The sequence below is a fragment of the Bacillus marinisedimentorum genome (genome assembly GCF_001644195.2).
Taxonomy (GTDB): Bacteria; Bacillota; Bacilli; order Bacillales; family Bacillaceae_O; genus Bacillus_BL; species Bacillus_BL marinisedimentorum.
This window is the reverse complement of record NZ_LWBL02000048.1, coordinates 17,934-32,432: the sequence shown is the minus strand read 5'-3', so window position 1 is coordinate 32,432 and position 14,499 is coordinate 17,934. Positions and strand designations below refer to the sequence as shown.

At 48.5% G+C, this 14,499-nt stretch carries 11 protein-coding genes; 1 reads left to right on the top strand and 10 read right to left on the bottom strand.

The genetic code is table 11. The annotated features are described in order from the left end of the window. Positions 1–240: 240 nt before the first annotated feature. The 5 genes from A4U59_RS14450 to A4U59_RS14430 all read right to left on the bottom strand — a co-directional run bounded on the left by A4U59_RS14450 (position 241) and on the right by A4U59_RS14430 (position 7,384). Entirely contained in the window at positions 241–807 is a 567-nt protein-coding gene (locus A4U59_RS14450; protein ID WP_066174235.1) for a GbsR/MarR family transcriptional regulator, read from the bottom strand. A 23-nt stretch (positions 808–830) separates the two neighbouring features. Further along, positions 831–3,851, bottom strand: a complete 3,021-nt coding sequence (locus A4U59_RS14445; protein WP_066174232.1) for an ATP-binding protein — start codon at positions 3,849–3,851, stop codon at positions 831–833. Positions 3,852–3,866: 15 nt separating this feature from the next. Further along, complete coding sequence (locus A4U59_RS14440; RefSeq protein ID WP_066174228.1) at positions 3,867–5,105, bottom strand: metallophosphoesterase family protein; 1,239 nt, start codon at positions 5,103–5,105, stop codon at positions 3,867–3,869. Positions 5,106–5,244: 139 nt separating this feature from the next. Continuing rightward, positions 5,245–6,492, bottom strand: coding sequence for an ABC transporter permease (locus A4U59_RS14435; RefSeq protein WP_066174315.1), 1,248 nt, complete (start codon positions 6,490–6,492; stop codon positions 5,245–5,247). Beyond that, the gene (locus A4U59_RS14430; protein ID WP_066174226.1) at positions 6,485–7,384 is read right to left on the bottom strand and encodes an ABC transporter ATP-binding protein; all 900 of its coding nucleotides are present in this window, start codon (positions 7,382–7,384) and stop codon (positions 6,485–6,487) included. Before A4U59_RS14430 ends, A4U59_RS14435 begins: the two co-directional genes overlap by 8 nt. 139 nt (positions 7,385–7,523) lie before the next feature. Between A4U59_RS14430 and A4U59_RS14425 the strand changes: the two genes are divergently transcribed. Continuing rightward, the gene (locus A4U59_RS14425; RefSeq protein ID WP_066174224.1) at positions 7,524–7,718 is read left to right on the top strand and encodes a YhzD family protein; all 195 of its coding nucleotides are present in this window, start codon (positions 7,524–7,526) and stop codon (positions 7,716–7,718) included. Positions 7,719–7,894: 176 nt separating this feature from the next. Here the strand turns inward: A4U59_RS14425 and A4U59_RS14420 are convergent, their stop codons facing one another. From A4U59_RS14420 to A4U59_RS14400, 5 genes are all read right to left on the bottom strand, one after another. Continuing rightward, positions 7,895–8,683 (bottom strand): enoyl-CoA hydratase, encoded by a 789-nt coding sequence (locus tag A4U59_RS14420; RefSeq protein ID WP_066174222.1) that lies wholly within the window; start codon positions 8,681–8,683, stop codon positions 7,895–7,897. Positions 8,684–8,894: 211 nt separating this feature from the next. Then, a complete protein-coding gene (locus A4U59_RS14415) occupies positions 8,895–10,442 on the bottom strand; it encodes a class I adenylate-forming enzyme family protein (protein ID WP_066174219.1) in 1,548 nt (515 codons plus the stop codon). Positions 10,443–10,571: 129 nt separating this feature from the next. Beyond that, positions 10,572–12,194, bottom strand: a complete 1,623-nt coding sequence (locus A4U59_RS14410) for a long-chain fatty acid--CoA ligase (RefSeq protein WP_211274944.1) — start codon at positions 12,192–12,194, stop codon at positions 10,572–10,574. Further along, the gene (locus A4U59_RS14405) at positions 12,194–13,312 is read right to left on the bottom strand and encodes a CaiB/BaiF CoA transferase family protein (protein WP_066174313.1); all 1,119 of its coding nucleotides are present in this window, start codon (positions 13,310–13,312) and stop codon (positions 12,194–12,196) included. The genes A4U59_RS14410 and A4U59_RS14405 overlap by 1 nt, the downstream gene beginning before the upstream one ends. A gap of 20 nt (positions 13,313–13,332) precedes the next feature. Beyond that, positions 13,333–14,478, bottom strand: coding sequence for an acyl-CoA dehydrogenase family protein (locus A4U59_RS14400; protein ID WP_066174213.1), 1,146 nt, complete (start codon positions 14,476–14,478; stop codon positions 13,333–13,335). Positions 14,479–14,499 lie beyond the last annotated feature (21 nt).

Sequence of the window (14,499 nt, the reverse complement as noted above, 5' to 3'; positions counted from 1 at the left end):
CCATTGATTTCCCATGTTGCCAGTCCGGTTCAGGAGTTGCGGGGACTGCACGTACTAGAATGTTTGCTGTATAACTTGTCATCTGTTTGTAAAGGAAAACAGTGTGGGTTTCGGTTTTGCCGTACAACATTTCAAATGGAATGTAAAACATCTTTAGTCTAATTGGGCCAGGTAGACACATTCTAATTAACAGAGAAAAACGCTCTGACAGCAAAAAAGGAGATGCATGGCTTCCGCCATTCATCTCCTTTTCCTCGGCTGCTCCGGACGCGGGATGAAATCAAAGATTTTGCCCGTTTCCACCACTTCTATGAATTGAAGCAGCCATGAATAATATTCAGCAGCATAATCCAGTTTTTCTATATCTTCATCAATCCGGGCTGTCAGACTGCTGTCGTCTGTCTCTTCCCGAATCATGGTCAATTTCTTTATCGCTTTTTCGGCTTCCTCCACGTTGCGCCTGGTGCCGCTTTTCCATCGTTTGGAGAAATGTTCCATGAACGACTGGTACCAATCTTCAGATGTCTGGTACAGGTCCTTACGTATGCCTTTTTTAAAAACAGGTTCCACCATTTTCATTTCCTGCAGGGTCCTTACGCCAGTACTCATGCTTGTCTTACTCATATGAAGGGCTTCCCGCATATCATCAAGCGTCATCGGCTGACCCGCGAAATACATCGTTCCGTACAGGCGGCCTATAGACTGATTCAGTCCATACAAGCCCATATTACTGGCGATTATTTGGATGAATTTTTCTTTTAGTTCTTCATACTCGCCCCACTCTTCTGCCGATTGCTGTTCATTCACCGATATTACCTCCAAAACATTATTTACCTTTCAGCCGGAATATGCTCCGCCCCCGCCCTGCTCAAATGGATGACATCTGTTTGATTGACATGCTCAAGCAGATGGGGATGACAGGTAAACAGGAAAACTTGTCGATGCTCCGCCTCTTTTTTCAATAAATCCATTACGGTTTCAGTCCTCTCCCTGTCGAAGTTGACAAACCCGTCATCGATCAAGAGCGGGAATGTCACAGACACAGGGTAAACCTTTGCCAGGGCCAGCCGAATGGCCAGATACATTTGTTCCTTCGTCGCCTGGCTTAATTCATTCGGCAGAAAACGCAAGCCGTCAACCCGTTCGGCAATAAAGGTGTCTTTGCCCCCCGGGACATGGATTCTTACATAACGGCCGCCTGTCAACAGGGCGAAAATACGTTCAGCTTCCTTGATCACCTGCGGAAGCTTTGTTTCCCGGTATTGCTCCTTTGTTTTCTCCAGCAGGCGTGCCGCAATGGCGTAAACCGCCCATTTCCTCGCTTCCCGGTCGAGATAGGATTTTTTATATTCAAACTTGTGGACCGCAGCAGCCGCAGTCCCGTCTTCTACCATTAATACCATCTTTTCATCAAGTCTTGCAAGACGTTTCTCTTTTTCCTTAACTTTCCCTTCTGCTGTATCCCGCATAACTTCCATATTTTCCAGGGTATCCTGTGTGACGTCTTTAGCTTTCTCTTTTATTTCGTTTTCGCCGGCTCGGCCTGCAAGAAGCCTGGCAATTTGAACTTCTGCACCGGCAAGTTCACGCTTGATTCTTTCACTTTCCTTCCTGTTTTTACCCAGGCGGATGAACTCCTCTTCAGTACTTGCCGGGACAAAGGAAAGGAGCTTTTCAATTTCCTGGCGGATGGATTCAATCCGTCCGTCGAGTTCATTCATATCTGTCTGCAGGTTGAACAGTTGGATACCGATTTGGTTTTTGGCATTTTTCTTTTCTAGTTCCTCCTGGAGGCGGCGGTATACGATTTCAATTAATACGATTGGATCGCGGGTCTTTTCTTCGGGCATCACCTTTGAGGAAAGTTCCGCTACCCGTTCACCATAATCGGTATACTCTTTTTTCAGGTGAGCAAGTTGTTTTCTATGATGATCGGAGTCTTCATATGCTCTTGCCAAATTTCCAGCTGAAGCCACTTTTTCTTGCAGCATTGACAGAGGGAGTGCAGCCGAAAAACCTGCTCCAGTACACCACTGTTCTTTTTCACCGGCAAATTCATTGGACTCTTTTTCCCATTCCTCGAACTGTTTGACGACTTTATCAAATTGCTTTTCTGCAGCAGCCACCTTGTCTGCAGCACGCTCTGCCTTACTCTTAATCTCTGTATCCCGCTTTAACTTCTGTTCAATTTCGGTGCGGTCAAATTCTGAAACATCATTTTCACCAAGTTCAGCATCAAGTCTTTTGAGCTGCTCTATCAGATACGCTCTTTCAGCCGAATACTCTTTTGCATTCCCGCCCGTTTTCCGGCTTGAGAAGAGCTGAAGGGAGCCGATGCCGGCCAAAAGCAGGACCAGTCCAAGAATCAGCCAGTTTTGTTCGATAAGTAAAAGCAGGGAAGCGAGAGCTGTCGCAGAAAACAGGATGATGCCGGGGAGCAGCGGCTTCGCCGCCTGTTCTTTTTGCCTGCTTACATTCGGCAAAGAAGCAAGCGCACCTTCAAGAGACTTCTTGCGTGCTGCCTGTTCTGCTCTGTTATGGATATTTTCCAGCTTTTCTTCTAATTTTCTCCGTTTGTCTGAAGGTAAAACCTCATACTTTAGATGCTTCGCTTCTTTTTCTGCATATTCAAGTTCTGATTTGGCATCATGGAAGACACGGTCCAGGAGTGCTTTTTTTTCATCCAGTTTAACCTGGCGGCTGTGAAGTTCATCCAAAACAGGCTTCGATTGCACGACTTCTTTCAGGTGTTCGACACTTTCCCTGCTGACGGGGAGCCCTAATTCACCGAATCCCTTCTCAAGATCTTCAAAGCTTTTGTCCGCTGCCTGCCTGGCCGCATGGTATTCCTCACGTGTTTTAAGCTGCACCGGTTTATATTCATGCAGTTCAATCACTTGCTTTTGCAGGGCCAGCAAATTTTCATCAACAATCTGGGCATCATATTCTTTTTTCAGCTGTTTTTCCCTGGCGAGCATTCCGTTCCGGCTGCTTTCCAGCGGCACAAGCTGAGATTGCAGGGAAGCGAGTTCTTCCAGGCCGTTTTCCGGAAATGCAGCTGGAGCATCCAATCCATGCAGCTCTGCTGACAATTTTTCTTTTTCTTCGATATATGGCATTACAGATTTTACAAGACGGTGCGTTTCGAGGGCTTTTTTCATATCCGCGATCTCAATCTGGAGTTTTTCTGTTTCCTCCTGCAGGGCAGAGCGCTCTCTTGCCGTTTCTTCATAATCCTTAAGCATCTCCTGCTTCTTTTTGACAACCTGTTCAAGTTCGGACGCTTCAGCCATTTTTTGATTGAGCACAGGCTTGCGGCCGTTCGGTTTATATAAGTCCTCGAGGCTTTTTTGAAGCTGTTTTTCAACACGTGCCAGCGAACCGGCCCCTGTCATCCCGGCTGCAAACAGATACTCCCCAACCATATCCGCATTTACATTTTCGAGCTCCTGCAGCCCGTCAAGCCCAAAAGAAAATATCGATTCGAATTTGCTGCGGGTCATGCCTTTTAGCAGTGTTTGTAAATCTTCCCCGGTTCCAGCCGTGCCATCTTCATACAAAACGGCCACTTCCCCGCCTGCTTTGCCTTTCACCCTCTCAATTGTGACCAGTCCGTGCGGTTCGATTGAGACGGTGACACTTCCGCCGTACTTCATGCCGCTTTTCGGTTCATACCGGTTCGCTTTTTGCTGCCGTGAAGGAAAACCGAACAGGACGCTCAAGATGAAGGCTTTCAGGGTTGATTTGCCCGCTTCATTCTCCCCATAGATAAGCTGAAGGCCCGATTGAAAAGAAACCTTCACGTCCTCAAGTCCGCCAAACCCGTAGATATGCAATGAATCGATCTTCATCGATCACCCCTCCTTTCAGTCCATTTCCTTCAGCAATTCATTCAGGAGCAGCCGTTCGGCATCCTCCAGGAGTTGCCGTTTTTCTGTTTCACCGAGACGCGGGAGATATTTTCTCCCCTTTTTATGACGGTATAGGGGCGCTAGTGTTTCCTCTATTTCTTCAAAGCCGTCAATCGCCCGGATCAAATCCCCTAGAAAATGCCCATCAGCTGCCAGATCTTCCCGATTCCAATGCGGCACCGTTTCAATTTGCCAGGAGTTCACCCATACAAACGAATCTTCGAGTTCCTCCCCTTCATTTAAAATGGAAGCAAGGTCTTCCAGGAAATCTTCCTCCTGGAGTTCGGTGTGCAGCGGTCCGTCACCGATGAACCGGATATCCAGTAAAACACCGTTCCCCTCTGTTCTGGTTTCCTCCATTTTCTCTTCGAGCAAGCCTGTAAGTTCCGTTACATTTGAAAGTCCATTGATCGGCAGGTCGATTGTACTCCATTTGACGGCCTGGGCCGAATGAAAATGAAGTTCGGCTGCCTCTTCCGGTCCCTGCATTTCCACGAGGTAAAACCCTTTTTCACCTGATTCTTTGCGGTGCCTCCCCTGCAGATTGCCCGGATAAATTATCGGAGGGTGTGTGCTTAACCGGCTTCGCTTATGAATATGGCCGAGGGCCCAATAATCGAAATCCTTTTCAACCAATTCCGACGTCTTGAAGGGGGCATAGCGGCTATGTCCCTCACTTGTCTCTTCACTGCCGTGAAGGACGCCGATATGGTAAAGCGGACCCGGTTCTTTCCGGTAATAACCAGTCATATTTTCAGTTGCGGCCCGCTCCTGGTAACTGAAGCCATACAAGCCGGCAACAAGAAGATCTTTTTTGTAGAAAGGAAGCATCTTCACCTTGCCGGGTGGAAAAAAGTGGACATTATCCGGCCACGACAGCTCGTTCATCGTGCCGGAAAAGTGGTCATGGTTGCCGTGCATGATATACACATCGATGCCTTCGCGGGCGACCCGGGACATTTCCCGATTGAACCGCAGCTGGGCTTGCAGGCTCCGGTTTTCGTTATCAAACACATCTCCTGCAATGAGAACAAAATCAACCCGCTCCCGGATCGCTGTATCGGCAAGGCGCTTGAGCGCCGTATATGTACTATCTTCCATTTTCTCAAACAGCCCGGCAGGAAGCGACCGCAGCCCCTTAAACGGGCTGTCAAGATGCAAGTCAGCCGCATGAATAAAACGCAGCGAATCCATTGTGCAGCACCCTTTCCGTGAGTCTTTTCTATATTCTACTTGGAGTGACAGGCACCTGTCGAATTTTCGACAAATACTGTCATACCCCGACGGGTGACAGGCACCACACGAAAAAACCGGGGGGCAATGCCCCACGGGTTTATGAAAGCTTCATCGCTTTCTTCAAATCTTTTAATGATGTTGACTTGCCGTACATGAGCACACCGCCCCGGTAGACTTTCGAAGCGATGACGGCCAGGGCCAATATCGAAACGATCATGAGGCCGATGCTTAGCGCAACTTCCCATGCCGGAACGTTCAGCATGCCGACGCGCAGGAACATGATCATCGGTGTGAAAGGCGGAATGAAAGATGTAATGGTAATAAACATCGTTTCCGGGTTGGTCAACCCGAACATCGCGATCATAAAAGCTGCCACGATCAACAGGGTCATTGGCATTATCATCTGCTGGGCGTCTTCGATACGGCTTACGAGCGAACCGAGCATAGCTGCAAGAGTGGCAAAAAAGAAGTATCCAAGAATAAAGAATACGACAGCATAAACGAATGTTGATAACGGCAGGCCGCCAAGGCCCATCACATCAAAGAATCCCCCCTGCAGGTCGTCCATGTTCTCTTTCAAAGAGTAATAACCGATCCCAATGATGAAAATGTACTGCGTCAAACCGAGCAAAGCAATTCCCAAAATTTTTCCGAACATTTGCTTGACCGGCGAAACGCTGGAAATGATGATTTCCATCACCCGCGATGACTTTTCAATCGCGACTTCCATCGCGATCATATTTCCGTAGAAAATAACTGAGAAATAGATGACAAACAGCAGAATATAAACGAGACCGCGAGCCTGATTCAGTTCCTCGGCTGTTTTCGCACTGGCCAGCAGCGCCTCCTGTTCAAACTGTACGGGGCTGTACACAGCAGCCACTTCTGCCCCACTGAGCCCCAACTGGCTCGTTGCCGCCGCCACTTTTACCTGCTGCAGGGCATTCTCCAGGGCGCCGGACACTTTCTGCTCTGCAATTTGCATGGCTTTATATGTTCCCTGCGGCAGCTCGTCCGGCCCCGTTTCAATGATAAGCAGGCCGGTGTATGTGGCATCCTTCACCTGCTGTTCGGCTTCTTTTGCAGAACCGGAAAAAGAAGTGAGCGTGATTTTTGTATCAGCGGCTTCCAACTGTGCTCTGAGGGGTTCCAGCGAGACTTCTGTCCGGTCAATGACCGCAATCTCTGCTGCTTCTGTCTCCCCGCCGGTAAACAAATCCGCGATTTTCGATGAATTAGCAAGGCCGGTTATGACGAGCGCCGTAATAAGGGTCGTGATAATAAACGATTTCGATTTAAGCCTGGTGAGGTATGTATGGGATAAAATAATCCAGAATTTATTCATATGAAGCACCAACCTTTTCGATGAATATATCATTCAGTGAAGGTTCCTCCAATTCAAACTTCCGGACAAACCCGCGATTTTTTACCAGATCAAAAACACCTGCCGCAGTTTCCTCATTTTCGACCTGCAGCAGGACACCATCTGCCTGTTTCCGCAGCCGGACCACCCCCGGTGCCTTCTTAAGGTCAGCCATATCGAAATCGGCACGGATATCAATATTTTTCTTGCCGAATGTCCGTTTGATTTCACGCAATGAACCGGAAACGACCGGTTTTCCCTTTTGCAGAATGCACAAATTTTCACATAATTCCTCGACATGTTCCATCCGGTGGCTGGAAAACACAATCGATGACCCTTTTTCTTTCAAATCGATGACCGCTTCCTTCAGCATTTCGACATTCACTGGATCCAGTCCGCTGAAAGGCTCGTCAAGGATAATCAATTTCGGCCGATGGATGACGGCGGCAATGAACTGTATTTTTTGCTGGTTTCCTTTAGACAGCTCTTCGACTTTTTTATCCATATATTCAGGCACACGGAACCGGTCAAGCCAGTATTCAGCCTCGCGGATGACATCTTTTTTTGTCATTCCCTTCAGCTTCCCTAGATATAAGAATTGCTCCCGTACTTTAAGCTTCGGATAAAGACCCCTCTCTTCAGGAAGATATCCGATCATGTCACTTGTTTCATAATTGATCGGCTTGTTATTCCACGTTATCGACCCCGAGCTGTTGTTGAGCAAGCCAAGAATCATCCTGAATGTTGTCGTCTTTCCTGCTCCATTAGCTCCAAGAAATCCGAATATCTTATTTTCAGGTATTTCAATCGTTAAATCGTCAACTGCTGTAAATGAACCGAAACGTTTTGTTACATGGTCAATCTTCAGAGTCATGATTGTCCCTCCTCATCTATATCTATTATAACGTTTGCACAGAAGTTCAGGTTTCATTTTTTTAAATGAAGAAGAAGGAAAAAAGGAAATGATTGCGAATATGTTAACTAGACGATTTTCGACAAAGGGGATGTAAAAGATGAAGACGTATACACTTACTGTTTTTGATGACAGCGGCGAAAAGCTGCTTGAGGAAACATATGAAGCACCAAATGATAATGACGCAAAACAAATAGGTGAAAACCGCATTGAGGATGAAGGGTACGACAAACGGAACTACCGCGTCACCTCTTCCGCAGGGGAACTTGTCGCGTTTAACTCCTCTTCACGTTAAAGAAGAAATGTGTATGGCAACCGCTTAGCGGAATAAAACGGTTCCAGGGCCGCCCTCGTTTACAGGGCAATTTTTCCTGACTACAGCTCCTAACTATTAAAAACGCCTTCCACACACTGGATGAAGTGTGTGGAAGGCGTTTTTCAATAAATGAAATGTTGGCACTACAGCGGCTCTCAGCGCCCTTTATATTCCGGTTTGCGCTTACCCAAAAAAGCGGTGATGCCTTCCTGGTGATCTTCCGTTCTTCGCATTTCCAATTGTTTCACTTTTTCCATGCCAAGAACGCGGTCAAGTTTTTCAACATTAAGATTGGACATAATCTGTTTTGTGGCGATCATTGCCAGGACCGGGTGATTCAGCCATTCATCCGCCTTTGATCGGGCCGCGTCCAGGACATCCTCACCTGCAATTTCATCAATCAATCCGGCTTCAAGCGCTTCTGCCGCTTCCATATTGTTACCTTCCCATATAATCCGTTTCGCCTTTTCAGGTCCCAGGCGTTTATCCATAAAGAAGTGGCCGCCGCCATCCGGTATGAGGCCGATCTTGATGAAGTTCATGGCGAATTTCGCCTGCGGGCTCGCAATCAGGTAATCAGCGGCGAGAGCAAAGCTGAAGCCAAGTCCGGCGGCTGGACCGTGAATAGCACTGATGACCAGTTTTGGCATCGTGTAAAGGGATCTGATCATTTCACTGATTTTGTCCATTACCGGATCAAATTGTGACTCATCCATTTCTGTCAGCATCGTCCGGATATCACCGCCTGCGGAAAACCCCCGTCCGCTCCCTGTGATGATAAGGATTTCTTCTTTTCGTTCTCTGATTTCCCGCATCGTTTCATTTAATTCATGAATCATTTCCACGTCCATTGCATTCAGTACGTCCGGCCGGTTCAGTTCAAGAAACAGAATCCTGCCTTCCTTTTGAAGATTGATTGTTTTCGTCTCACTGAGAAGTTCCATTTTACCCCTCCTGGTTTTTCGTTATGTACATGAATGTGCTTCGTTCGACCTCAAGGAAAAACCCGCCCATGCAAGCTGATGGCAATCCGTCAGCTGTCATGCAGCGGGCCGTATTCCGGCTTTTCACCCATCACATTTATCATTCGACAACCTCTGTCAGATTTCCTTTTTTGAGGGAGCAATTACCGTTTCCTCAAACGCTTACCGCAATTTACATGTTCATCTTCTTTTCGTCGGTTTCATCTATCGAATATTGGGATCGGAGCTTGTATTTCAGCACTTTACCTGATGCATTGCGCGGAAGCTGCTCCATTTCATATAAGATCTTCGGCACTTTGTATCCTGCCAGCGATTGCCGGCAATAGTCCCTCACTTCTTCATGATCGATTGCCTGCCCTTCTTTCGGTACGATGACAGCTGCAACCGTTTCGCCCCAGACTTCATGCGGGACGCCGATGACTGCCGCTTCCAGAATTTGCGGATGGCTGTATAAAATCTGTTCCACTTCAGTTGAGTATACATTTTCACCGCCTGAAATGATCATGTCTTTTTTACGGTCGACAAGCGAAATGTAGCCGTCTTCATCAATGACAGCGAGATCACCGGTATACAGCCAGCCGTCCTTCAGCGCTTTTTGTGTTTCTTCCGGCTTGTTGTAATACTCTTTCATGATCGTCTCGCCGCGCAAAATGAACTCGCCGATTCGGCCTGGCTCGACATCTTCACCGGTATCATCGACAACCCTTGCTTCCGTACCCGGGATTGGCCTTCCGGCTGTGCCAAGCTTCGTCTTATGTCCTTCAGGGGTGAGACAAATACCCGTCGGACCCCCTTCTGTCAAACCGCAAAGATTATAGAACCGGTCATGGCCGAACAATTCCATCGATTTTTCAATAAGGGATACCGGCATCGGAGCGGCCCCATATGCACATGCCCTGATGGAAGACAGATTGAATTCATTTGCGTTCGGCACTTGAAGAAGGAAGTTGTACATCGTCGGCACACCGAAGAAGAGCGTGATGTTATGCTCTTCGATCGCTTTCAGCACATCAACCGGATTGAAGTCCTTATGGATGATCTGCGTGCAGCCGACAAATGTACCGAGAACCATGAACAAGTTCAGTTCGGCGCAATGGAAGAGCGGTGCCAGATGAAGCATCCTGTCATCAGGGGTGACAGCCATCATCGCCATGAGGTTGACACCGACATGAAATACGCGGTGGTGATCGAGGAGTGCTCCTTTCGGCCGCCCGGTCGTCCCGCTCGTATACAAAATTTGCGCATCGTCACTCTCGCTTATGTCAACGCCTGGATTGCTTTCATCACCGGATATGAACTCTTCCAGTGACACCTGTCCCGGCTCCTTGAACCCTCCGGCCGCAACCTTATGGCTGATGGCATCCATCCCTTCGGACGCTCTGTTGATGACTTCTGCAAATTCGGAATCAAAAACGGCCATCACGGAATCTGAATCACCAAGGATGTAGTTGATTTCAGAAGCGGTCAGCCGGAAGTTTACCGGCACCGCGACAGCTCCGGCCTTCATAATGGCATAAAAAACCTTCACAAAGTCATCCGAGTTTTTCATGACCATTGCGATTTTATCGCCTTTTTCAATGCCGGCTTCAATCATGCCATTTGCAATCCGGTTCACATCCGCATTCAGCTGCCGATAAGATGTTGTCCTTCCTTCAAAAATGAGTGCCGGTTTCTCACCAAGCCTTGAAACGTTCCGTTCCAGTGTCAAACCTAAGTGCATCCGTCCATCTCCCCCTGTTATTCGTTTTGCCCGGATTCAGCCCCCAGAAGTACAGGTGCCGCAGGTAAGCCGCTCCATGCCTTTCTTTCCTCACCGTTCATATAAATAAAACCATTTTCTTTTAGACTGTCATGCCTGACGCGAAGACAAATGCTCCTTCAATTGGTCACGCAGGGCCCGCTTAAGGAACTTTCCGACAGACGTTTTTGGAATTTCTTCCATGAAGACGATATCATCCGGAAGCCACCATTTCGCAAACTGCGGCCGCAAAAAGTCAAGCAGTTCTTCTTTGGTTACCTTGTTTTTGTGGTCCTCTTTAAGGACAACCGCAGCAACCGGCCGCTCCTGCCATTCCTCGTGCGGCACTGCAATGACTGTTGCTTCGAAAACGCCCTCATGCGCCATTAGTGCATTTTCCAAATCGACGGATGAAATCCATTCACCGCCGCTCTTGATTAAATCTTTCGTACGGTCGACGATTTTGATGAACCCTTCGTTGTCGACAGTGACCACATCACCCGTATACAGCCAGCCGTCCCGGAATGCCTCCTCTGTTCGGTCATCGTTATAATATTCACTCGCAATCCAGGGACCGCGCAGCAGCAATTCACCCATTTCCTCGCCGTCCCATTTTATTTCACCATCTTTACCGACCACTTTCATTTCCACGCCTGGCACGAGGTATCCCTGTTTTGCTCGGATATCAAGTCTTTCTTCCTCTCCCAGATTTTCCTGATTGCTCTTCAGCCTCGACAGGACAACAAGCGGTGATGTTTCAGTCATTCCGTATGCATGGATGAATGGAATGCTGTATTTGGATTCAAATGTCTTGATCATTCCTTTCGGAGCAGCTGATCCCCCGCAAAGCACGGCACGCAGGCTCGATGTTTCATAGTTTCCTTCTTCCAACTCTTTCAACAGACCGAGCCAGATTGTCGGTACACCCGCTGTGAGTGTCACTTTTTCCTGATCGATCAATTCGGCAAGCACTTTCGGCGTGAACTGCGGACCGGGCATAATTTGTGTGGAGCCGAACCACACAGCAGCAAAAGGCATACCCCAGGCATTCGCATGGAACATCGGCACAACCGGCATCACCCGGTCAGATTCCGAAATGGCTGCACTGTCTGCAAGCCCCAGCGCCAGGCTGTGAAGCACAATGCCGCGGTGGGAATAGACGACACCTTTAGGATTGCCGGTTGTCGCTGACGTATAGCACATGCCGGCGGGTGAATTTTCGTCCATGTCCTTCACAAACTCATAATCTTCATCCCCGTCCGCAAGCAATTTTTCGTAATGATAAACAGGTGAAAGTGACGTCTCCGGAAGAGTTTCATCATCTGTCATCACAACATAAGCTTCAACCGTATTAAATGCATCCTTCACCCTTTCAATGAGCGGGAGCAAATCGGCGTCAATCAGCAGAACTTTATCTTCAGCATGATTGACGATATAGCTGATATGCTCTGGAGACAGACGCAAGTTGATCGTATGGAGGACACCGCCCATGCCCGGTATTCCGAAATAAGCTTCAAGGTGGCGATGATGGTTCCAGGCAAAGGTTCCCACTCTATCGCCGCGCCCGACGCCCAGCTTTTCAAGAGCGCTGGCAAGAGCCCTCGTCCGGCGCCCGATTTCTGCGTATGTCATTTCCATCTTTCCGGCTGTTGTACGGCTGATCACTTTCTTCTCTGAAAAAAACTTCTCCGCATGTTCCATCATCAAAGGCAGCAGTAAAGGTGTATTCATCATTATTTCTCATCCTCTCTGATTTTCATTACAGGTAACATGCCCAACACTTCTTCAGTATGTTCACCGAGTTCCGGAGAGGGCCCGCGGGTGCCGGCTGGCCGTCCATAGCCGGTAGCCGTCAGGACACCGCCGCCGTTTCCGCTTCTTGCAAGACCTCTCTCTTTCAGTAATGGGTGGGCTGACGCCTCACCGGGTTCCAGGACAGGTATAAGGCAGCAATCCACGGTTTCACCGAATATGCGCCACTCTTTCATCGTTTTCGATAGAAAAAAGGATTGGATATCGGCATATACCGGATTACTTGAATCAGCCGGGGAGAGATGGGCTGAAAGCCATTCTTCTTTTCCGGCAGCTTCGCAAAAGCTGCGCCAGAATTTCGGTTCGAGGGCGGCAAGACTTACAAACCGGCCATCCGCCGTTTCATATAAGTGATAGGACACAAGCTGGCCGTTTAGCGGTTCAATGCCCGTTTCAATGCCGGATTCGGCACTCATGGTGTAATGGTGGCTTAAAAATGCCGCCATTCCATCAATCAGCGCAAGATCGATATAACTGCCTTCACCTGTACGCTCCCTTTTAAAAAGCGCTGCTGTGATCGCTTCACTGGCCGCCATGCCGCCTGCCATGTCAGCAAGTGTGACCGTCGGATGCACTGGCCTGCCCTTGCTGTCCTTAAATTGGGAAAGCATCCCGCTCACTGCCATGTAATTCAGATCATGGCTGCCCAGCCTGCTGAATTCTCCGTCCTGGCCGTAACCGCTTATTGAACAATAAATGAGATTCCGCTTCACTTTTCCTGTACTTTCATAATCAAGCCCCAGTCTGCGCATCACCCCGGGCCGGAAACTTTCGATCAGCACATCCGCCGTTTTAATAAGGTTCAGTATCCGTTCGCGTTCTTCCCTTTCTTTAAGATTTACGACCACACTTTTCTTTCCGGAATTGTTGAGCCTGAAAACCGGAGTGTTCTCCTGGCTGCTTCCGCCGACACTGCGGGCAAGATCGCCAGCAGGTGATTCCACCTTGATGACTTCCGCCCCCATATCGGCAAGCCGCAAACTTGCCGAAGGGCCCGGGAGATACTGGGAAAAATCAAGAACACGGATTCCTTCAAGCATTTGGAAGCCTGCTGTCATCGTTACAGGCCCATCCGCTTTGCGATAATTGACTTCATAATTTCATTTGAGCCCGCATATATGGCAGATACCGGTATATCGCGGTACCTTCTGGCAATCTCGTATTCTTCCATATACCCGTAACCGCCGTGGAGCTGTATGCCTTCGGCGGCTGTCCGTTTCGCCATTTCGGTTGTCCACCATTTTGCCATCGATACCTGGGAAACGATATCCTCCTTATTCATGTGGCGAGTGATAAGATCGTCAATGAATGTCCTGCCGATTTCGATTTCGGTCGCCATTTCTGCAAGGCGAAATTGCACCGTCTGCAATTTGCTGATCGGCTTTCCGAACGCCTTTCTCGTCTTCACAAAGTCAAGGGTCTGTTTCATCATTTCCTCTGCCGCCACCTGCGCGGCAATTGCCACAACAAGTCGCTCCTGCTGCAGCTTTTCCATCAAATAATAGAATCCTTTACCCTCTTCACCGATCAGGTTTTCCGTCGGCACCTCCGCATCTTCAAAAATCAACTCTGCTGTATCCTGGGCGTGAAGGCCTACCTTTTCCAGCTTACGGCCGCGTGAAAATCCAGGTGTATCACGCTCAATCGCAATCAGGCTCATCCCTTTATGGGGCGGATTTGCTTTCGGGTCCGTCTTTACGACTACTACTACAAGATCGGAGTGGATCCCGTTGGTGATGAATGTCTTTTCGCCATTTACGATATAATGATCTCCATTTGCGATAGCTGTTGTCCTGATGCCTGCGAGATCCGACCCGGCCCCAGGTTCAGTCATCGCAATAGCAGTGATCATTTCTCCGCTGATGAATTTTGGCAGCCAGCGCTGTTTCTGCTCTTCCGTCCCGTAATCAGCGATGTATGGCGCCACAATATCGTTATGCAGGCCGATTCCGACCAGGCTCGATCCGATTCTTTCAAATTCCTCGTTCAAAATGGCGGAGTAGCCGAAATCGGCTTCAAATCCTCCATATTTTTCATTGACCCATGGGCAAAGAAAACCGTTTTCCCCCATTTTGGTCCAGAGCGACCTGGGAATGATTCCGTCTTTTTCCCACTGGTCATAGTAAGGGCGGGCTTCTTTATCAAGAAACTTTCTGACGGCATCCCTGAATATGCGATGTTCCTCTTTTATATAAGCTGCTGTCATGTATGCTTCCTCCATTTCTGT